Origin of the sequence: Stenotrophomonas sp. S39 (genome assembly GCF_016624665.1) — a bacterium.
GTDB lineage: Bacteria > Pseudomonadota > Gammaproteobacteria > Xanthomonadales > Xanthomonadaceae > Stenotrophomonas.
On record NZ_JACVTT010000018.1, the window covers coordinates 1 to 23,087 of the forward strand.

At 69.4% G+C, this 23,087-nt stretch carries 5 protein-coding genes; 1 reads left to right on the forward strand and 4 read right to left on the reverse strand.

What is annotated here, in order from left to right; all coding sequences use genetic code 11:
• Nucleotides 1–77 precede the first annotated feature (77 nt).
• Nucleotides 78–515, forward strand: a complete 438-nt coding sequence (locus tag IAE41_RS07065) for a hypothetical protein (RefSeq protein WP_200732581.1) — start codon at nucleotides 78–80, stop codon at nucleotides 513–515.
• 197 nt (nucleotides 516–712) lie between these two features.
• Here IAE41_RS07065 and rpoH read toward each other — a convergent pair whose 3' ends face one another.
• The 4 genes from rpoH to IAE41_RS07085 all read right to left on the reverse strand — a co-directional run bounded on the left by rpoH (nucleotide 713) and on the right by IAE41_RS07085 (nucleotide 22,924).
• Nucleotides 713–1,588, reverse strand: a complete 876-nt coding sequence (rpoH, locus tag IAE41_RS07070; protein ID WP_079223786.1) for an RNA polymerase sigma factor RpoH — start codon at nucleotides 1,586–1,588, stop codon at nucleotides 713–715.
• Nucleotides 1,589–1,907: 319 nt separating this feature from the next.
• Entirely contained in the window at nucleotides 1,908–5,606 is a 3,699-nt protein-coding gene (locus IAE41_RS07075; RefSeq protein ID WP_234458357.1) for a TonB-dependent receptor, read from the reverse strand.
• 1 nt (nucleotide 5,607) lies between these two features.
• Nucleotides 5,608–20,658: an Ig-like domain-containing protein gene (locus tag IAE41_RS07080; protein ID WP_200732582.1), complete on the reverse strand. Its 15,051-nt coding sequence runs from the start codon at nucleotides 20,656–20,658 to the stop codon at nucleotides 5,608–5,610.
• Between the two features lie 109 nt (nucleotides 20,659–20,767).
• Complete coding sequence (locus IAE41_RS07085) at nucleotides 20,768–22,924, reverse strand: DUF11 domain-containing protein (RefSeq protein WP_200732583.1); 2,157 nt, start codon at nucleotides 22,922–22,924, stop codon at nucleotides 20,768–20,770.
• Nucleotides 22,925–23,087: the final 163 nt, after the last annotated feature.

The window sequence follows — 23,087 nt, forward strand, 5'->3', positions numbered from 1 at the left end:
TGGGTCCACGGATGCCGTACCGCCGGGGTAGATCCACGCCATGCGTGGATGAAGCCCCGGCATCAGGAGTTGGCGACATGCCCCATCTGCAGGACTATCCCGAAGACATCGATTGCACATGGCTGGGCGTGGACCGCACGGGTGCGGTTGCCGCCTTCGTCACTGCGGGCAAAGGCGAGATCCCGGCCGTGCTTCTGGCAGACGCCGTCGTGGACATCCTCCAGGTTGAGACGATGCTGGTGGACCTTCCCGTGGTTGGGGACGCCGTGATGCACGTGACGCTTCCCCGGCCTGATGACTATCTGGCCATGGCCTCGCGCGGCATCCACGTCTACGACTGGACCGGCCATGACTACAGGCGCGTTGCCACCCCCGCCACTGCCATCCAGTACTCCGCACTGCGCGGAGAACTGCAGGTCATGGCACGTCTTGCGACATTCGATTCCGTGGACTTCGGGCAATGCCCGTCGCTGTCGGTCGGTGACCTGATCGAGGCAGTCCAGTCGCGCTTCTGAAGATGATCGCGTCACGGCACGGTCGCAGAGCAGCCACGCGTGGCGTGGCTCTACTGGATGCCGTATCGCCACGTCTGGTGTGGGTCCACGGATGCCGTACCGCCGGGGTAGATCCACGCCATGCGTGGATGCGCGCGCCCCACAAACAAGAAAGGCCCGGCATTGCCGGGCCCTTCTTCATTCCAACGTCTTCCCGCTTACGCGGTGAACAGCGCCTTCATCTTCTTCAGCGCGTTCGCTTCGACCTGGCGGATGCGCTCGGCGGACACGCCGTACTCATCGGCCAGTTCCTGCAGCGTCACCTTGCTGTCGGCATCCAGCCAGCGGCGGCGGATGATGTCGCGCGAGCGTGCATCCAGCTCGGCCAGGCCTTCGCGCAGCAGCTGCATCTGGTTGTCTTCGCTGTCTTCACGCTCGTAGGCCATCGACGGATCTTCGTCGTTGGACACCAGGAACGCAGCCGGCGACGGCGGGGCGTGGTCGTTGTCCTCGTCGGTCGGTGCATCGAAACCGATATCGCGGCCGGACAGGCGCGACTCCATTTCCATGACCTCGCGCTCGGACACGTTCAGGTCCTTGGCCACGGCGCTGACTTCGGCCGCGTTCATCCAGCCCAGGCGCGTCTTCGACTTGCGCAGGTTGAAGAACAGCTTGCGCTGCGCCTTGGTCGTGGCGACCTTGACGATGCGCCAGTTCTTGAGGATGAACTCGTGCATCTCTGCACGGATCCAATGCACGGCGAAGGACACCAGGCGCACGCCCATGTCCGGGTCGAAGCGCTTGACCGCCTTCATCAGGCCGATGTTGCCTTCCTGGATCAGGTCGCCCAGCGCAAGACCGTAGCCGTTGTAACCGCGGGCCACGTGCACCACGAAGCGCAGGTGCGAATGCACCAGCTCACGTGCGGCGTCCAGATCGTCACCGTCGCGGAAACGACGGGCCAGGTCCTGTTCGTCATCGACCGACAGCACCGGAATCTGGTGCACGGCACCGATGTAGGCGTCCAGCGAACCGAGCGCACTGGGAATCGGGAGATTGTTTGCCACAAGGGCAGTAGAGGTGTTCTGGCTCATAGGGGCTCATCTTAGCAGTCCGGCTTTTGGACTGCTAAAGCGGGAGGAAGTTCCAGTGTTCCGTCAACGGAACAATGGGCGATTCAACATCCCTACCCTATCGCGTATTGATGACAATGGCGAGCAGGCTCGACCATGGTCGAATACAAGCAAAATCAATTACTTGCCCCGAACAAAGTGCATGAATGGTCGTTTTGGGCCGCAAAATCCCATCGGCCCACCCCATTCAGCCCGGCAATGTTGCCGGTCGTTCAGCCCAGCCAGGCAAACGGCCACATCCGCCACCCCGGTAGTGCCACGCCATGCGTGGCAGGCGACGCTAATAGTACCCGGCCATGTTCAGGAAGAAGCCCTTCTGGTCGTACTTCAGCTCGGTCATGTCGTCGCTGAACTCGGTGAAGTTGTAGCCTACGCCCACCTTGAAGTTCTCGCCCACGCGGCGGTCCACGCCCAGCAGCCAGCCCTTGCGCACGCCGCCGTCGCGCACCTTCAGCCAGCGGTGCTCGGCCAGCCCCTCCCACTGCGCGAACAGGCGGTAGCGCAGCTGCAGGGCCGCGAAGTCGGCGCGGCTGTCCAGCCAGGCGCCCTCGCCACGACCGGTCCGGTAGTCGCCCCAGCGCGAGGCCAGCTTGGCGGCCATCTCCCAGCGCTCGCCGATCTGGCGGATGCCTTCCAGCGACAGCACCTGCGAGCGCTGGTCGTACAGGTTGCCACCTTCCTGCCCCAGCGAGGCCACGTCATAGAGGTAGGTGAACTTGCCGAAGCCGGCCCAGCGCGTGTTGTCGTGCGGGCGCCAGGCGAAGCCGACGTTGGTCTCCACCAGCTTGGCATCGGCCACCGGGTTGATCCGGTCCTGGGTATCGGCGTAGTTGGCGCGCAGGGCGAAGCGCCAGTCCTCGTTGAGCTTGTACAGCAGGCGGTTGGTGGTCACCCACTGCTCGCGCTGCTCGGCACCGCTGTCGCGGCGGTACTCCAGCTTGCTGTTCCACTGCGCCACCGCATCGGTGCGGCCACCGCTGACGCTGTACGCGCGGCGGTTGATGCGGCCGACGGTGGATTCCAGCTCGCCATCCATCAGGGTGAAGCCCAGGTTCCAGCCCTGCGCCGGATAGAAATCCATGCCGAAGGTGTGCACCAGCCCCGCGCTGTCCTGCCGGCGGTCCTTCAGGTACTGGCTTTCGTTGTAGACGTTCACCTGGTTGCTCAGGCGCCAGCGCTGGCCGACCGTCCAGCCGCTCTGCAGGCCGCTGTCGAACAACGGATCGGTGCCGGTGCGGTCGGTGCTGTAGCTGTAGCTGCCGTAGAGGCTGTGGTCGGGCGCCATGCGGTACTCGGCATCGACCTTGCCGCCATGGCCGCGGCTGCCGCCACTGAGTTCGGCACCCACGCTGCTGCGGTCGCCAAACAGGTAGCGCGCGCCCAGGGTCAGCAGGTCGTTCTTCTCATAAGCGCCGCCGTCATCGTCCAGGGTCACCTGGCCGGTGCCGTACAGCTCCCACGAGGAACCGAAGCGCTGCCGGTAGCCGATCGCCGCCAGCAGCGCCGAGACGTCCTGCAGTTCCTGTTCCTCGCGCACCCGGCGCAGTTCGCCGGTCAGCTGGCCATCGTTGCCCAGCCGCCATTCGGCGGTCAGCTGGCTCTGCTCCAGCGCCAGTTCGCCCTGCTCGGTGCGGGTGTGGCGGCCGTACAGGCTGAAATCATCGGTGAGGTAGCCGAGGAATTCCGCGCCGTATTCCTGGATCGGCAGGCCGGTGTCCTGGCGTGCCACCGAGAAACCAGCGTCGACGTCGCGCCACCATGCGCCCAGGCTCCAGTCCTGGCTGGTCCAGCCCAGCTCGCGCAGGTTGGCGCGGGCTTCCACCGCCGAGGCCTTGCCCGAACGGCGGCCTTCATAGGGGTTGCGGCGGATGAAGCTGAGGCCGCCGTTGTCCGAATAGAACACCGGCGCTGCGGTGGCATCGGTGCGGGTCTGTTCCATCTTCAGGTAGGTGCCGCGGCCGGCCTGCAGGGTCAGGTCGGCACCCTTCAGGCTGTAGTTCTCGCCGCTGCGGTTCTCTTCCACCCAGGTGCCGCCCACCGCGACGTGATCGCCGATCCACTGGCGGCCGCGCGCGCCATAGGTCACATCGTCGCTGCTGAAGCCCAGCGGCACGTATTCGTAGTCCACCAGCAGCAGCTGGTCGTAGCCATCCAGCGGCATGTCGCGGGTGATGCTGCGCACGTTCTCGCGGGTCAGCTGCGCCAGCGGGCGGGTCAGGATCAGCCGGCCCTGCAGGTCGTCGATCTCGTAGTCCACGCCTTCCTGCAGGGTGGCGCGGGTTTCGGTGCGGCCGGTGGTGCGGTCGCGCACTTCCAGCACCACCTGTTCCGAGCCCGGCAGCAGATCGGTGTGGCGCAGGTAGTACAGGCTGCCGCCCGTGCCGAGGAATTCGCTGTGGCCCGGCGCCGACTGCGCTTCCGAGCCGAACACCTTCAACTGCGAACGCGCTTCGCCCAGCGGCGTGGCCGACAGCGAACGCCAGTTCAACGCGCCGCCGTACAGCGAACGCACGTACTGGCCGTATTCGGTGCCGGTGATGCCGGTGGCGAAGTTGCCCCACAGGGCCTGGCTCTGGTCCCAGTCCACGCGCAGGTACAGGCGGCCCTGGGTATCGACGTCGCGGTAGGTGGTGGAGTCATCACCGTACACCGGGTAGTACAGGTCCGGATCGAGGCGGCGGAACACATCCTGCGCATCGGCGCGGCTGAAATCGCGGAACAGGTACTTCAGTTCACGGTCCTGGGTGTCGGCCTGCGCCGTCACCAGGTACTTGCCGCGCATCTTGCCCTTCAGGTAGAACGCCAGCCGGCCTTCGCTGAGGAAGCCATCGGTGTCGCGGTCATCGGCGGCCAGCGGCTGCACGTTGCCGCTGGCACTGTTCTTCGACAAGGTGACATCGGCGATGGCGACCAGGAACAGGTAGCGTCCGGTCACGTCCACGTCCAGCTGGCGCTGCGCGGACGGTGCATCGCGCGATTCCACCCGCACGTCATAGCGGTGCTGGCCGACCGGCTCCAGGAACTCGGCAGCGAACTTCTGCTCCAGGTCGACCGGGAAATCCTGGCCGTTGATGCGCACCCGGCTGTTGGGTTCCAGGTTGCGGCCGTACAGGCGCACGCGCGAGCCGTGGATGGGAATGTTCTGCAGGCGCAGCATGCTCTGCCCGTAGATGCTGTTGCTGACCTGCAGGTCCTGTGCGCTGGCCCCGTCCAGCGCCTGGCCCAGGGTCTTCTGCACGTTGTCGCGGGTCACCTGCAGGCCACGGTCGAAGTCGGCCGGGGTGACCAGCTGGATGCGCTGGATCTGCGTTTCATCAAACGAACCGCCGGCGCCGTACGCGCGCGCCACGTAGATCAGTTCATCGCCGGTACGCAGCTTGAACTGTTCCGGCACCGTGCCATCCCACTCGGCATCGCCCACGTAGTCGGACGGCAGCTCGATGCGCGCCAGCGGCGTCACCAGGTCGGTGTCGGTGCCGCGGTACAGGGTGACTTCCAGCTTCTCGATGAAGGAGGCGTAGTTGTTGTAGCTGTGGAAGCGCAGGGGGCGGATCACCCGGCCGTTTTCGAACGGTACGGTGGCGGCGGCCTGCACGCTCAGGCTGGGTGGCACCATGCTCGGGTCTTCGGTGGCCCACACCACGCCGCCGTTGGGCAGTTCGGCCATGAACTGGCCCCCGCGCGCGGACACGTCCGGGGTGACCGCCGGTGCCAGCGGCACGCTGCCGGCGGCGGACGGATCGGCTTGGCCCGGCAGTGGCAGCAGCGGCGTGTCGGCGTCATCACCGATCCGCAGCAGTTCGCCGTCGTCGCTGCGGCAGGTGTCACCCTCGCAGCGCACGTCGCTGGATGCCATCGGCGCGGCCTGCTGGGCCAGTACCGGGGGAGCGGCCAGCAGCAGGGCGAACACGCTGCAGGACATCGCATGGGGAAGCAGGGCTCGCACGATCAGGGCAGGGCTCCGGTGGTGGGTCTTCATCTCAGCGCCCCTCCCCGCTGTTGGGGCCGGCCGGCGGTGGCCCGCTGGGCGGTTCGATCGTCAGTTGCTGCAGGACGCGGCCATCGCCGCCATGCACCTCGATGCGGGTGGCGGCGGCGACGTCGGCCGGCAGGCGGCTGGCCAGTGCGCCACGCACCGCCTGCGCACGCTGCTGGGCCAGGGCTTCCTCGCCCGCCGTGGCGACCAGCAGCACGCGGCCACCGCCGCGCGCCAGCAGTGCCTGGGCGGCCTTGTCCAGCACGCTGGCGCGGTCGGCGGCCAGCGTGGCGCTGCCCGGCGCGAACAGCGCCTGGCCCAGTTCCACCCGCGCCGGGCGGGGCATCACGGCGGCAGGCGTACCTTCGCGGCTCAGCGCACCGTCGGGCATGTGCACGCCGAAGTCGAAGCGTGCCGGCAGGCCGGGGGTGATGCGCCGTACCAGCGGGTTGGGCGTGGTGAAGCGCGCACCGGCCGGCAGCGTCGACGGATCGACCTTGAGGATGAAGTTGCGGCCGCGTGCTTCGCCGCCCGGGATGCCGACCAGGTGGTAGCGCCCGAACGCATCGGTTTCCATCACCAGGCCTTCCACCGCCGCTACGCGCACGCCCGGGATGCCGCGTTCGCCGTCGTCCTGGATGCCGTTGCCGTTGCGGTCGTCGAACACGCTGCCGATGATCAGGCTTTCATCCAGCAGCGGATCCACGCTGACATCGACGTCGGCCGTGGCCACGTTGCCGATGCTGCGGTTCTGCCCGTCGATGGCGGTGATGCGGTTGGTGTGTACGCCGGTGCCGGTACCTGCGCCGACGCGCAGGTAGTACACCACCGTGGCGCGCTCGCCCACCGGCACGTCGATGCCGTCGATGCGCAGCGGCTGCACGCCACTGGTGCGCGCATCGTTGTCGGCATCGCGCACCGCGAAGCCACCACTGACGAAGGTGAAGCCCGGCGGCAGCGTATCCAGCAGCGTGGCACCGTTGGCATCGACCTCGCCCACGTTGTCGATGGTGACGGTGTAGCGCACCAGGTCGCCGATCTGCGCACTGCGCTTGGCGGCCACCTTGGTCAGGCGCAGCACGGCCTGCTGGCCGGCCACGGTCACCGCCACGTTGGCTTCGGCGCACAACGGGGTCGGCACGCTCAGGTCGCAGACGCGGTAGCGGAAGCTGTCGGTTCCGCTGAAGTCCGCGGCCGGCGTGTACGTGCACACCCCGTTGGCGCACTGCACGGTGCCATGCGCGGGCGCGGCCGCCACCTGCAGCGAGGCCGGGTCCAGCGGCGCGCTGCGGGTGGTGTCGTTGGCCAGCACGTTGATCAGCAGCGGGCCGCTGGTTTCGGCAGTCACCGCGTCATCGACCAGGGTCAGCACGTTCGGCTCGACGACGATGGCCACCGATGCGCTGGCACAAATCGACGGATCGGCGACATCGCAGACCTGGTAATCCAGGCTCTGGATACCGGCGAAGTTGGCCAGCACCGCGAAGCGGATGTGCTTGTTCGGCAGCACCGTGGCATCGCCATACGGCGGCGGCGCGGTGATGGTGACAGTGACCGTGGCCGGATCCACTGGCGTGCCATCCACGCGGTCGTTGCCGAGCACGTCGATGTCCACCACGCCGTTCTGCGGCATGTCGATGCGGTCATCCTCGGCCACCACGCCCGGCTCGGCGGCGATGACGGTCACGGTGACGGTACCGACGTCGCAGACGGTGGGCTGGTTGACCAGGCACAGCGTGTAGGTGGTGCTGTAGCTGCCCGGCGCCAGGCCCGCAGCCACGTCCACCCAGCCATCGGCGCTGAAGGTCAGTGCATTGGTGGCCACCGGCACGAAGTTGACCTGGGCCGGGTCGAGCGCGGCGCTGTTGAAGGTGTCGTTGGCGAACACGTTCAGCAGGCGGGTGCGCCCTTCCGGCCCGACCGGGCCACCCGTGTCATCCACCGCCAGCAGTGCGCCCACCGGGCCCTGCACCAGCACGGTGGCGATGGCGGTGGTGCAGTTGGTCGGCACGCCGTTCTCGCACAGCTGGTAGGCCAGCTGCACCTGCCCGGCCTGTACGCCCGGGGCCACCATGATCTGGCCCTGGTTGTTCATGGTGTAGCCCGGCGTGCTGCCGGTCAGGCTGGCCACCACGCTGCCCACCGGCGGCGGCGAGACGTTGTTGAAGCTGTCGTTGTCCAGCACCGAGCGGGCGATGGTGCCGCCCACCGAGGGATCGACCGGCGTGCTGCTGAAGTCATCGTTCACCGCCAGCACCACGTTGGCCGCGCCACCCACGTTGAAGGTGACGGTGGCCGTGCTGCACAGGGCCGCGTTCGGCGCGGGCAGGCAGACTTGGTAGGTGAAGCTGACCGGCCCGCTGGTACCCACCGGCGGCGTGTAGGTGAAGCTGCCATCGGCGTTGAACTGCAGGCCCGCCGGGGCCGCGCCCTGCACGCTCCACACCGAACCGGCCGGCATGTTGTCGTTGCTGGCCACGCTGTTGGCCAGGGTCTGCCCGGCCTGCACGCTGAAGGCATCCGGCTGCGGCGCGGGGCTGACCACCACGGTCACGCTGGCGGTGGCGCAGTTGCCGGGCGCGGCCACTTCGCAGACCTGGTAGGTGACCGTGGTCGGCCCGGACGTGACGCCGGTGCCGATGCTGATCGTGCCGTCCGGGTTGATGCCGAAGCCGGCCGGTGCGCCCACCAGGGTCAGGGTGACGGTGCCGGCCGCCGGCGGCGAGGTGCCGTTGAGCGAGTCGTTGCCCAGCACGCTGGGCGTGGTGCCGCCCGGGGCGATGCCGCTGAAGCTGTCATCACCCGCCACCAGGGTGCCGGTGTTGACGTTGAGGGTGACCAACGCGGTGCCGCACTGCGCGGCATTCGGTGCCGGCAGGCACACCTGGTAGGTAAAGGTGACCGCGCCGAGGGTGCCGGCCGGCGGCGTGTAGGTGAAGCTGCCATCGGCGTTGAACACCAGGCCCGGCGGCGTTGCGCCCTGCACGCTCCAGGTCGAACCGGCCGGCATGTTGTCGTTGCCCGCCACCGTGTTCGACAGCACCTGGCCCGCGCGCACGCTGTAGGCATCCGGCTGCGGCGCCGGGCTGACCACCACGCTCACCGTTGCGTTGGCGCAGTTGCTGGGCGCGGCCACTTCGCACACCTGGTAGGTGATGCTGGTCGGACCGGACGGCACGCCGCTGCCGATGCTGATCGTGCCATCGGGGTTGATGCTGATGCCGGCCGGCGCGCCGACCAGGCCCAGGGTCACCGTGTTCGCCGGCGGCGGGGTGACGCCATTGAGCGAGTCGTTGCCGAGCACGCTGGGCGTGGTGCCGCCCGGAGCGATGCCGGGGAAGCTGTCATCGCCGGCCACCAGGGTGCCGGTGTTGACGTTGAGGGTGACCGTGGCGGTGCCGCACAGCGCCGCATCCGGTGCCGGCAGGCAGGCCTGGTAGGTAAAGGTGACCGCACCGGTGGTGCCCACCGGGGGCTGGTAGGTGAAGCTGCCATCGGCGTTGAACACCAGGCCGGCAGGCGCGGTGCCCTGCAGGCTCCAGGTCGAGCCGGCCGGCAGGTTGTCGTTGCCGGCCACCGAGTTCGACACCGTCTGCCCGGCCTGCACGCTGAACGCATCCGCCTGCGGTACGGGGCTGACCACCACGTTGACCGTGGCGGTGGCGCAGTTGCTGGGCGCTGCCGCTTCACACACGCGGTAGGTCAGCGTGGTGGCCCCGGAGGTGACGCCACCGCCGATGCTGATGGTGCCATCGCCATTGATGGCGAAGCCGGCCGGCGCCCCCACCAGGCCCAGCGTCACCGTCCCGGCGGCTGGCGGCGACACGCCATTGAGCGAGTCATTGGCCAGCACGCTGGACGTGGTACCGCCCGGGGCGATGCCGCTGAAGCTGTCATTGGCCGCCAGCAGCGTGCCGGTGCCGATGTTGAAGCTGACCGTGGCGGTGTTGCACAGCGCCGCATTCGGTGCGGGCAGGCAGGTCTGGTAGGTGAAGCCGACCACGCCGGTGGTGCCGGCCGGCGGCGCATAGGTGAAGCTGCCGTCGGTGTTGAACACCAGCCCGGCCGGCGTCGCGCCCTGCACGCTGAAGCTGGAGCCGGCCGGCATGCTGTCGTTGCCCGCCACCGTGTTGGAGAGCACCTGCCCGGCCTGCACGCTGAAGGCATCGGGCTGCGGCGTCGGGCTGACCACCACGGTCACCGTGGCGGTGGCGCAGTTGCTCGAGGCCGCCGCTTCGCAGACCTGGTAGGTCAACGTGGTGGTGCCTGCAGTGACGCCGGTACCGACGCTGATCGTGCCGTCGGCGGCGATGGTGAAGCCGGCCGGTGCACCGACCAGGCTGACGGTGACGCTGCCAGCGGCCGGCGGCGACACGCCATTGAGCGAATCGTTGGCCAGCACGCTGGGCGTGGCGGTGCCCGGGGCGATACCGGTGAAGCTGTCGTTGCCCGCCACCAGGGTGCCGCTGTTGACGTTGAGGGTGACCGTCGCGGTGCCGCACAGCGCCGCATCCGGTGCTGGCAGGCAGGCCTGGTAGGTGAAGCTGACCGGGCCGGTCGTGCCCGACGGCGGCGTGTAGCTGAAGCTGCCGTCGCTGTTGAACACAAGGCCCGCCGGCGCGGTGCCCTGCACGCTCCAGGTCGAGCCGGCCGGCATGTTGTCATTGCCGGCCACGTTGTTGTTCACCGACTGCCCTGCCTGCACGCTGAAGGCATCGGCCTGCGGTGCCGGGCTCACCACCACGTTGACGCTGGCGGTGGCGCAGTTGCTGGACGCCGCCACTTCGCAGATCTGATAGGTGAGCGTGGTGCTGCCCGACACCACGCCGCTGCCGACGCTGATCGTGCCATCGGGATTGATGCCGAAGCCGGTGGGCGCACCCACCAGGCTCAGCGACACCGACGCAGCCGGCGGCGGCGTCACGCCATTGAGCGCATCGTTGCCGAGCACGCTGGGTGTAGCCGTGCCCGGGGCGATGTTGCTGAAGCTGTCATCGCCGGCCAGCAGCGTGCCGGTGTTGACGTTGAGGGTGACCGTCGCGGTGCCGCAGACGCTGCCGTTCGGCGCCGGCAGGCAGGCCTGGTAGCTGAAGGTCACGGCACCGAGGGTGCCGGCCGGCGGCGTGTAGCTGAAGCTGCCATCGGCGTTGAACACCAGGCCGGTCGGCGCCGTGCCCTGCAGGCTCCAGGTCGAACCGGCCGGCATGTTGTCGTTGCCGGCCACGTTGTTGACCAGCTGCTGGCCGGCCTGCACCGAGAACGCATCGGCCTGCGGCGTCGGGCTGACCACCACGGTGACACTGGCGGTATCGCAGTTGTTGGCCGCCGCCGCTTCGCACAGCTGGTAGCGCAGCGTGGTGGAACCGGCCAGCACGCCGCTGCCGACACTGATCGTGCCATCCGGGTTGAGGGTGAAGCCGGCCGGTGCGCCCACCAGCGACAGCCGCACATCGGCCGCCGGGGCCGGGCTGGCGCCATTGAGGCGGTCATTGGCCAGCACGCTGGCGGCCGACGTGCCACCGGCAACCACGCCGCTGATGACGTCATCGCCAGCCACCAGGTCACCGTTGTTGATGTTGAGGGTGAACGTGGTGGTGCCGCACAGTGCCGCGTCCGGTGCCGGCAGGCAGGCCTGGTAGGTCACCGTGATCGGCCCGGCGGTGCCGACCGGCGGTGCATAGGTGAAGCTGCCATTGGCGTCGAAGGTCAGCCCGGCCGGTGCGGTGCCCTGCACGCTCCAGGTGGAACCCACCGGCATGTTGTCGTTGCCGGCCACGCTGTTGGCCAGCGTCTGCCCGGCCTGCACGGCGAAGGCATCCGGCTGCGGCGCCGGGCTGACCACCACCAGCACGCTGGCGGTGTCGCAGTTGGCCGGCGAGGCGGCCTCGCAGATCCGGTAGGTCAGCGTGGTCGGGCCGGACTGCACGCCGGTGCCCACGGTGACCAGGCCATCGGCACTGATCGAGAAGCCGGCCGGTGCCCCGACCAGGGCCAGCGTCACCGTACCGGCAGCCGGCGGCGACACGCCGTTGAGCGAATCGTTGGCCAGCACGCTGGTGCCCACGGTGCTGCCCGGCGCGATGTTGCTGAAGCTGTCGTCGCCGGCCACGAGGGTGCCGTTGTTGATCGTGAGGGTGGCGGTCGTGACGCCACAGACTGCCGCGTTCGGCGCAGGCAGGCAGACCTGGTAGTCGAAGGTGACCACGCCCAGGCGGCCCGGCGGCGGCGTGTAGGTGAAGGCACCGGTGGCGGTCATCACCAGGCCATCCGGCGCGGTGCCCTGCACGCTGTACTGCGCACCCGGCGGCACGTTGTCGTTGCCCGCCACGCTGTCCGACAGCGTCTGCCCGACCTGCACGGCAAAGGCATCCGGCTGCGGCGACGGACGGACCACCACGATGACGCTGGCGGTGTCGCAGTTGTTGGCCGCAGCGGCTTCGCAGATCTGGTAGGTCAGGGTGACCGGGCCGGAGACCGCGCTGGACGGCACGCTGATCGTGCCCTGCGGGGTGATCGCATAGCCGGCCGGCGCGCCGACCAGGCTCAACACCACCGTGGCATCGGCCGGCGGCGACACACCATTGAGCGAATCATTGGCCAGCACGCTGGCGCTGGAGGTGCTGCCGGCGACCACACCGGACAGGGTGTCATCGGCGGCGACCAGGGCGCCGTTGTTGATGTTGAGGGTGAGCGTGGCGGTGCCACACAGGTTGGCGTTGGGTGCCGGCAGGCAGACCTGGTAGGCCACCACCACCGGACCGCTGGTCCCGGCCGGCGGCGCATAGGTGTAGCTGCCATCGGCGTTGAAGCTGAAACCGGCCGGCGGCGTGCCCGGCAGGCTCCAGCTGGAACCGGCCGGCATGTTGTCGTTGCTGGCCACGCTGGCGCTGAGGCTCTGCCCCACCTGCACGGCGGCGGCATCGTCCTGCGGCGCCGGGTTGACCACCACGGTGACGCTGGCATTGGCACAGTTGCCCGGCGCCACGGCTTCGCAGATCTGGTAGGTCAGCGTGGTCGGGCCGGACATCGCACCGCTGCCCGCGGTGATGGTGCCGTTCGGATTGAGGGTGAACGCGGCCGGTGCACCGACCAGGCTCAGCACCACGTCGCCCGGCGCAGGCGGGCTGACGCCGTTGAGCGAATCGTTGGCCAGCACACTGGCGGCGGACGTGCCGCCCGGGGCAATGCCGGCCAGCGTGTCGTCACCGGCCAGCAGGGTGCCGTTGCTGACGTTCAGCGTGGCCTGCGCGGTGGCGCAGCTCGCAGCATTCGGTGCGGCCAGGCAAGCCTGGTAGAGGAAGGTGACCGCGCCGGTGACGCCGCTCGGCGGCGTGTAGTTGAAGCTGCCATCGGTGTTGAACACCAGGCCGGCCGGCGTGGCGCCCTGCACCGTCCAGCTGGAACCGGCCGGCATGTTGTCGTTGCCGGCCACGCTGGCCGACAGCACCTGCCCGGCCTGCACGCCGAACACATCGGCCTGCGGTGCCGGCAGGATCACCAGCGCGATGCTGGCAGTGTCGCAGTTGCCGGCCGATGCCGCTTCGCAGGCCTGGTACGTCAGGGTCAGCGGGCCGGACACGATGCCGGCAGGCACGGTCAGCACGCCATCGGCCGCGAGCACGAAGCCGGCCGGCGCGCCGACCAGGCTGACCAGCACCGTACCGGCGGCGGGCGGCGAAACGTTGTGGAGCGAGTCGTTGGCCAGCACGCTGGTACCGGTGCTGCCGCCCGGCGCGACGGTGAAGCTGTCATCGGCCGCCGCCAGCGTGCCGTCGTTGATGTTGAGCGTCACCGTGGCCGTGCCGCACAGCGCCGCATCCGGCGCAGGCAGGCAGGCCTGGTAGGTGAAGGTCACCGGGCTGGGCGTATTGGCCGGCGCCGTGTAGGTGAAGCTGCCATCGTTGTTGAAGGACAGGCCGGCCGGCACGGTGCCCTGCACCGAGAACTGCGAGCCGGTGGGCAGGTTGTCGTTGGCGGCCACGTTGCCGTTGCTGATGGTGCCCGCCGCCAGCACCGAATAGGCATCGGCCTGCGGCGAGGGGGTGATCACCAGCGCCACCGTAGCGGTGTCGCAGTTGCTCGGCGCGGCAGCTTCGCAGATCTGGTAGGTCAGCGTGGTGGCGCCGGACAGCACGCCACCCGGCACGGCGATGGTGCCGTCGGGATTGATGACGAAGCCGGCCGGCGCGCCGACCAGGCTGAGCTGCACGCTGGCGGCCACCGGCGGCGTGCCGTTGAGGCTGTCGTTGGCCAGCACGCTGGCCGTGGTGCCGCCGGCCGCGATGCCGCTGAAGCTGTCGTTGGCGGCGGCCAGGGTGCCGGTGTTGACGTTGATGGTGGCCGTAGCGGTGCTGCACACCGCCGTGTTGGGCGCCGGCAGGCAGGCCTGGTAGGTGAAGGTGACCGCCCCGAGGGTGCCCACCGGCGGCGTGTAGCTGAAGCTGCCATCGGCAGTGAACGCCAGCCCGGCCGGCGGGGTGCCCTGCACGGCCCAGCTGGAGCCCGCCGGCAGGTTGTCGTTGGTGGCCACGCTGGCACCGGTCAGGCTCGCGCCGGCCTGCACCGCGAACGCATCGGCCTGCGGCGCCGGGGTCACCACGAAGGTGATGGCCGCGGTGGCGCAGTTGGTCGGCGATGCGGTCTCGCACAGCTGGTAGGTCAGCGTGGTGGCGCCGGCCGGCGCGCTGGCCGGAATCTGCACGCTGCCATCGTTGTTGATGATGAAGCCGGCCGGCGGCGCCACCAGCAGCAGCTGCACGGCCGCCGACGGCGGCGGGGTGACGCCGTTGAGGACGTCGTTGGCCAGCACGCTGGGCGTCACCGAGCCGGCCGTCAGCGGCGCGGCGAACGCATCGTCGGTGGCGACGATGGCACTGACGGCGATGGTGAGGGTTGCCGTGGCGGTGCCGCACACCGCGGCATCCGGCGCGGGCAGGCAGGCCTGGTAGCTGAAGGTGACCGGGCCCAGGGTGCCCGCCGGCGGCGTGTAGGTGAAGCTGCCATTGGCATTGAACACCAGGCCCTGCGGCGGCGACGGCACGTTCCAGGTGGAACCGGCGGGCATCGCGTCATTGCCGGCGACGTTGCCGGTATTGGCCTGGCCGGCCTGCACGCTGATGGTGTCGTTCTGCGGCGTCGGCCGCACCACCAGTGCGATGCTGGCGGTGGCGCAGTTGTTGGCCGCCGCCGTTTCGCACACCTGGTAGGTCAGCGTGGTGGCGCCACTGGCCGCATCGGCCGGCACCGACACCGTGCCGGTGGGGCTGATGCTGAAACCGGCCGGTGCGCCCACCAGCGTCAGTGCCACATTGGCCGGTGCCGGCGGGCTGATGCCATTGAGGGTGTCGTTGGCCAGCACGCTGGCGGTGGCAGCACCCGGCGCGATCGCACCGAAGCTGTCGTTGTTGGCCAGCAGGGCACCGTTGTTGATGTTCAGCGTCGCCGTGGCGGTCGCGCATACCGCACTGTTCGGCGCGGGCAGGCAGGCCTGGTAGACGAAGCTGGTGGGGCTGGTGGTGCCGGCCGGCGGCGCATAGGTGAAGCTGCCATCAGCGTTGAAGGTCACGCCGGCCGGCGGCGTGCCCTGCACGGCGAAGGTCGAGCCCACCGGCATGCCGTCGTTGCTGGCCACGTTGGCGGTGACCGACAGGCCCGCCTGCACGGCGAAGGCGTCGTTGGCCGGCGCCGGCGCGACCACCAGGGCCACGTTGGCAGTGGCGCAGTTGGTCGTGGCGGCCGCTTCGCAGACCTGGTAGGTCAGCGAGGTGGCGCCCGATGCGGTGCCGGTGGCCACGGCGATCGTGCCATCGGCGGCAATCGAGAAACCGGACGGTGCACCGACCAGGCTGAGCACCACCTCGTCCGCCGCCGGCGTCGCGCCGTTGAGCGTGTCGTTGCCCAGCACGCTGGACGTGGCGCTGCCAGCAGCAACCGGTGCGGTGATGGTGTCATCCACCGCGACCAGGGTGCCGCTGTTGACGTTGAGGGTGGCGGTGGCAGTGGCGCAGGCGCCGCTGTCGGGCGCGGCCAGGCACACCTGGTAGCTGAAGGTGACCGCACCGCTGAAGCCCGTCGCCGGGGCGAAGATGAAGCTGCCATCGGCGTTGAACTGCAGCCCGGGCGGCGGGGTGCCGACCACGCTGAACTGCGCGCCGCTGCCGACGTTGTCGTTGCCCGCCACCGAACTGGCCAGGTCCACGCCGGCCGGCGTGGACAGCGCATCGTCGACGGCCGACGGTGCCACCACCAGGCGCAGCGTGGCAGTGGCGCAGTTGCCCGGCGCCGCCGCTTCGCACAGCTGGTAGGTCAGCGTGCGGCCACCGGCCGGCACGCCCGCGGCAACGCTCACGGTGCCATCCGGGTTGAGGCTGATGCCGGCCGGTGCACCAGCCAGGCTCAGCAGCACATCGGCGGCGGCCGGCGGCGTGCTGCCATTCAGTGCATCGTTGAGCAGCACCGACGGCGTGCTGCCACCGGTCACCGGATTGATCGGCGCGCTGCTGAAATCATCGTTGTTGGCTGCCAGGCTGCCGACCGTGATGTTGATGCTGGCCGTGGCGGTGGCGCACAGCGCGGTGTTCGGTGCCGGCAGGCAGACCTGGTAGGTGAAGGTGACCGGGCTGGCCGCGTTGACCGGCGGCAGGTAGGTGAAGCTGCCACCGCCGCCGAAGCTCAGGCCGGCCGGCGTGGCGCCGACGATGGTGAACACCGCACCGGCCGGCACGTTGTCGTTGTCACCGACACTGCCGTTCAACGGCTGGCCGGCGGCCGTGGAATAGCTGTCGTTCTGCGCCGACGGCGTCACCACCAGGCGGATGCTGGCACTGGCGCAGTTGCTGGGCGCAGCGGTTTCGCAGATCTGGTAGCTCAGCACCGTGGCGCCGGCGGCGGCGCTGGCGGGCACCTGCAGCAGGCCGGCCGTGGTCAGCGCATAGCCCGACGGCGCGCCCACCAGGGCCAGGGTGATGCTGCCCGCCGGCGGCGGCACGCTGCCATTGAGGCTGTCATTGACCAGCACGCTGGTGCTGCTGGTCGCGCCCGGCGCCAGCGGCGTCGCGCTGAAGTCGTCGTCCATCGCCATCAGGGTGCCGGCGTTGACGTTGATGGTCGCCCCGGCCGTGCTGCACAGCGCGCCGTCCGGTGCCGGCAGGCAGGTCTGGTAACTGAAGCTCACCGGCCCGGTGAAACCGGCCGGCGGCGTGTACTGGAAGGTGCCGTCGCGGCCCAGCTGCAGGCCGTCCGGCGTGGTGCCCGACACCGTGAACACCGCGCCCACCGGCGCATTGTCATTGCTGGCCACGCTGCCCGAGAGCAGCTGCCCGGCCGGCGTGGAGAACACATCGGCCACGGCGGTGGGCGACACCACCAGTCGGATCTGCGCCGAATCGCAGTTGCTCGGCAGCGCGGTTTCGCACAGCTGGTAGGTCAGCGTCAGCGCGCCCGACGGCACGCCCGCATCGACGTTCAATACGCCATTGGCATCCAGGGTGAAGCCCGACGGCGCACCGACCAGGCTCAGCAGCACATCGGCCGATGCCGGCGGCTGGGTACCGTTGAGGCTGTCGTTGAGCAGCACCGACAACGTGCTGCCACCACCGGCACCGATCGGCGTGGCACGGAAGTCATCATCACCGGCGACCAGGGTGCCGGCGTTGACGTTGAGTGTAACCGTCGCGCCCGCGCACACCGTGCCGTTCGGCGCCGGCAGGCAGGCCTGGTAGGCGAAGGTGACGATGCCCTGCGTGCCGGCCGGCGGCGTGTAGGTGAACGCACCGCCAGCATCCAGCACCAGGCCCGCCGGCGCGGTGCCGGTAACGCTGAAGGTGGCACCGGCGGGGACATTGTCGTTGCTGCCGACATTGCCGCTGACCGGCACGCCCACCGCGGTGCTGACGTTGTCATTCACCGCCACCGGTGCCAGCAGCAGCTGCACCGCACCGTCATCGCAGTTGGTCGGCAACTCGGCCTCGCACAGGCGGTAGCCGAAGTTCACCGCACCCGCAGCGGCGCCACCAGGCACCGAGATCGTGCCATTGGGATTGAGCACGTAGCCGCTGGGCGCACCCAGCAGGCTGAGGATGACTTCGGCCGGGGCCGGCGGAATCGCACCGTTGATGGTGTCGTTGGCCAGCACGCTGATGGTGGTTCCACCGGTGGCCGGATTCAGCAGGCTGCCGCGGAAGTCATCGTCATTGGCGACCAGCGTGCCGGCGTTGACGTTGATGGTGGCCGTGGCGGTGCTGCAGACGGTGTTGAACGGCGCGGCCAGGCAGGCCTGGTAGCTGAAGGTGGTGGTGCCGGTGAACTGCGCCGGCGGCGTGTAGGTGAAGCTGCCATCGGCGTTGAACACCAGCCCCTGCGGCGCGGTGCCGGTGACGGCATAGGTGCTGCCGGCAGCGACGCGGTCATTCACCGATACATTGCCGCTGACCGCGCGACCGACCTGGGTGGTGAAGCTGTCGGCCACGGCCTGCGGCGCGATCACCACGGCGATGGTTGCGGTGGCGCAGTTGCTGGTGCCGGCCTGGCACAGCTGGTAGGTCAGGCTCAGCGGGCCGGCGGGAGCGCCTGCCGGCACCTGCAGTTCGCCGGTGGGCGCCAGCGTGAAGCCGGCCGGCGGCGCATTGATCAGCGACAGGGTGGCCTGCGCTGCGTCGATCGCCACACCGTTGAGCGTGTCGTTGGCCAGCACGCTGGCGGTGGTGCCGCCGGTGCCGGGCACCGGCGCAGCGGTGAAGTCGTCATTGCCCGCCACCACGGCGGCGACCGCCACGTTCAACGTCACCGTGGCTGCATCGCAGATGCCGCCATTGGGCGCCGGCAGGCAGACCTGGTAGCGGAAGCTGTCCGCGCCCGAATACGTGCCCTGCGCGGTGTAGCTGAAGCCGCCATCGGCAGCGACGCTGACCGTGCCGTGTGCGGCGCCAGCCAGCAGGCTGAACTGCGAACCCGCAGGCACGTTGTCATTGCCGGCCACGGAGCCGCCCAGAGCCACGCCCGCGGTCGCGGTGAAGCTGTCGTCCACCGCATCGGGGGCGATGACCAGCTGCACGTTGGCGGTGGCGCAGTTGGTGCCGCCCGGCAGTTCGCAGATCTGGTAGGTGAAGGCATAGGCGCCCGCTGCGGCACCGGCGGCCACCTGCAGCTGGCCGGCAGCGTTGGCGGTGATGCTGGCCGGTGCACCGCTCAATGCCAGGCTGACGCCCGCCGGGGCCACCGCCGTGCCGTTGAGGGTGTCGTTGCCGAGCAGGCTGACGGCGGTGGTGGTGCCCGGCTGCAGCGGCGTGGCGAACAGGTCGTCGGCGGCGGCCAGCTGGTTGGCAGCCACGTTCACGGTCACCATGGCGGTATCGCAGACGGTGGCGTTCGGTGCCGGCAGGCAGAGCTGGTAGGTGAAGGTATCCGGCCCGGTACTCGCGTTGGCCGGGGTGTAGGTGAAGGTGCCATCGGCATTGACCACGGCCGTGCCGCGGGTGGCCTGGGTGCCCAGAGTGAAGACCGAGCCGCTGGCGAAGTTGTCATTGCCGGACAGGGTGCCGGTCACCGGGCGACCCCCGCCCGGGGTGCTGACCGCATCGTCCACCGCATCCGGGCTGACCACCAGGTTGGCAGTGGCCGTCGCGCAGTTGGTGGCCGCGTTGGCATCGCACATCTGGTACGTCAACGCCCGCGGACCCGCAGCAGCGCTGGCCGGCACGACGATGGTGCCGTTGGGATTGATCGAGAAGCCGCTGGGCGCACCGACCAGGCTCAGCGTCACCTGCGCCGGCGTGACCGGGGCGGTGTCGAAGGTGTCGTTGCCCAGCACGCTGGGCGTGGTGCCACCCGCGCCCGGCAGCAGCGGCGCGGCGAAGGTATCGTCGTTGGCCTCCAGCACGTTGGCATCGACCACCACCGATGCGATCGCCGTCGAACAGACGCTGGCATTCGGCGCAGGCAGGCACACCTGGTAGTTGATCTGCACGGGCTGGACGATGTTGCCGGCCGGCGCGTAGGTCAGCGTGCCGGTGCTGCTGATGGTTGCCCCGGCCACCGGCGTACCGGTCTGGCTGTAGGTGGCGCCGGCCGGCGCGTTGTCGTTGGCGGCGAGGTTGCCGGTCAGCGATGGGGTGCCCGCGTTCACGTTGTAGCTGTCAGCCACGGCCGTCGGCGCGATGACCAGGCTCGCGGTGGCGGTGGCGCAGTTGGTCGGCGAGGCGTTCTCGCAGATCTGGTAGCCGATCGACGTTGCGCCTGCCGCGGCACCGGCCGGCACCGCGATGACGCCCGCGCTGTTGATGGTGAAGCCCGCCGGCGCGTTCTGCAGCGAAATGATCAGGTTGCCGCCGACCACCGGCTGGCCGTTCAGGGTGTCGTTGCCCAGCACCGTCGGCGTGCTGCCACCGGTGGTGGAGGAAACGGGCGTGGTGAAGCTGTCGTTGGCCGCGACCAGCGCGTTGGCCTGCACCGGCACGGCCGGCGTGGTGGCGCTGTTGTCGCCCGGGGTCGGGTCGGTGGTACCCGACGGCAGCACCAGCGAAACGCTGTTGGCCGGCACCGTGGCCGGGGTCGCGGCCGGCGCCGTGCCGTTCACCAGCAGCACCACGCTGTCACCCACGCCCACGCTGACCAGCACGTTCACCGCGTTGCCGCTGCCGCTGGGCTGCGCACAGGAAGACGCCGCCGTGGTCGGCTGGCAGGTCCAGGCCACATTGGTCAGCAGCGAGGACACCGTATCGACCACGCCCACGCCGCTGGCCGCCGATGGCCCCGCGTTGTTCACCTGGATGCGGTACTGCACCGGCCCGCCTGCGGCCACCGGGCTGGCGCTGACCAGGGTCTTGCTCACGCTCAGCTGCGCCTGCAGGGCCAGGGCGTTGGTATCGGTGGCGCTGTTGTTGCCCGGCGTGGGGTCGGCCACGTCGGTCGGTGCGGTCACCGTGGCGGTGTTGTTCAACGGGTTCGGGTAGCTCTGCGCCAGCAGCGGCGGCGGCAGCAGCAATGCCAGCACGGCCATGGCATGCGCGATGCCGGCCGAAGCCCTGCCTGCCCTGCCCTGCCTGCCCACTGCTGCCATGCGTCCGTCCTCGAATGCACGCCGTCGCCTGTTCCAGGCATCCGGCATCGGTGGTCCTGTCCTTCCCCCGCGCAGGGCATTCCCCGCGCGCACTGCACTGCACCGCGCGCTAGTAGGCGCCCGGGTTGTTGCTGAAGCTGACCGGCACGCTGATCGTTGCCTGGCCACCGTTGACCAGGTTCACGCCCACGTTCACCGCATTGCCGCCTGCCGCGCCGCCGCTGGCCGCCGCGCAGGTACTGCCGCTGGTCGCACTGCACGTCCACGCGCCACGCAGGGTGGTGCCGTTGGGCAGGGTGTCGGTGACCGTCGCATTGGTCACCGCATCAGGCCCGTTGTTGACCACCTGCAGCGTGTAGGTCGCGGTGCCGCCGGGCGTATAGGTGCCGCTGCCATCGCTCTTGGTGATCGACAGATCGGCCTGGCGCGTGCGGTTGGTGATGCGGCACACCAGGGTGGTGGCGGTGGCGGTCATCGCCGGCGCCTGCAGGGTGAAGCTGCCGCCGCTGCCCGACGAGACCACGGTGTTGTTCTGGTCGGTGCACTGCCAGGTGCTGGCATAGCGGGTCAGCGTGGTACCGGCCGCCGCCGCCTCGGCCAGCGCATAGCTGCCGCCAGGCACGGTGATGATCGCCGCGGTGGCGCCGTTGTTGCCGACGTTGCTGGCCGAGCCCACCGTGCTGCCGTTGTAGGTGATGGACAGGTTGAAGCGGCCGCTGTCGCTGGTCGGCTGCAGGTCCTTCACCAGTTGCAGGGTGGCGGCGCAGGCCTGGGTCACGCCTTCCACGGTGAACACCGCCTGGCCCACGCGGATGCCGAGCAGGGCCAGCAGGTTGTCGACCACGCCGCCGAGCACTGCGGTCAGCACCGGCGTCACCACCGCATTGACCAGCGTGCGCACCGGCGTCAGCAGCGTGTTGACGATGCCGTTGACCAGGTCGGCCACCGGCAGTGGCAGCGACAACGAGCCCAGCAGGGTCACCTGTGGATTGCCACTGATGAGCTGGATGTTGAGTGAGTTGACCAGCGTGGAGACCAGCGTGGCCGCGCTGACCGTACCAGCCGTGAGCGTGCGCGTCTGTGGGTAGGGCCCGGTGAAACTTGCGCTCTGCAGGCCCGGTGTCGCCGTGGCAAAGCCACGGATGCCCACCGCGATCGGGATGGTGATGTCGGCCACCGGCACCGTGGCGCCCAGCAGGGTCACGCCCACCCGCACCTTCACGCTGAGGTTGGTCAGGGTGGCGGTGGTCAGCGCCGTTTCGGTCAGCACCGTGCTGCGGTTGAAGAAGGTGGCATCGCTGATCTGGCCGACATACAGGTTGACCAGGCCCGGGCGCGCCTGCAGGGTCACCGCGTTGCCGACCAGGTTCACCGCCGAGATCGACCCTTCGGCGCGTGCGACATCGGCGTAGACCTGCAGGTGCAGCACGTCGGCGCTGATGCTGGTGTTGGACAGCGAGACGCCGAGCAGGTTGAGGCCATTCAACGCGGCGGTCAGGGTGCCGGTGTTCAGGCCCTGCACCAGGTCCATGTCGAGCTTGATGCGGATGGCCGCGCTGTGGAATGCCGCGCCCACCGTGCCGCAGTTGTAGCTCGGCGGTTCGATCACCTGCGCCCACAGGCGTACGTTGGCCACGCCGTTCAGACCGAGTGCCGCAGTGTTCACCGTGATCGGCGTCGGCGTGGTCAGCACGTTGCGGAAGTTGTAGAGCTGCACGCCGCCGGTCAGCAGGTCGAGCACGTTCAGGCGCACCGTGGCCAGCGAACCGGTCGGCAGCGCGACCTGCAGGATGTCGGCCAGGCGGATGCTGCCGGACGTGCCGGCCACGCCCAGCGGCAGCACGTTCAGTACGTTGGCCGCAGCGGTCTGGCCATCGGCCTGCAGCACCTGCACCATCGCCGCACGCAGCTGGCCCAGGGTGATGTTGGTGTTGAGCACCTGGCTGGGGTCGCTGACGGTGACGCCGCCATTGAGCTGGGTCAGCAGTGCATTGAGGTTGACGTTGGCGCCCGCCAGGCTGTTCCAGTCGGCGACGCTGAGCGTGAGACTGGTGCCCGGCAGCAGTGCGCTGAACAGCAGGTTGAGGATCGGGCTCTGGGTGGAATCAACCGACACCAGGCGCGGTCCAGCGCTGACGCAGGCCCCGGCGGTGCAGGCGGACTGGGCCTGTGCGCGGCCCAGGCAGGAGAGCACTGCCAGCACCACAAGCATCACCAGCGCCTGCCAGCGCAATGACGATGCTTTCACGCCCTTCACATTAACCATGCATCGTTCTCCGCCGATTTTTGGCAGAGGCACGCCGTGGCGACGTGATCAGCGCGTCGTCCTGGAGTAATCGCTCCGCCGGTGTCGCTCCCTGCGTGGGACTGCGTTCATTTCCGGTTCGGTTCGATTAATCCGGGGCAACGAAAGGCCGTCAAACAAGACG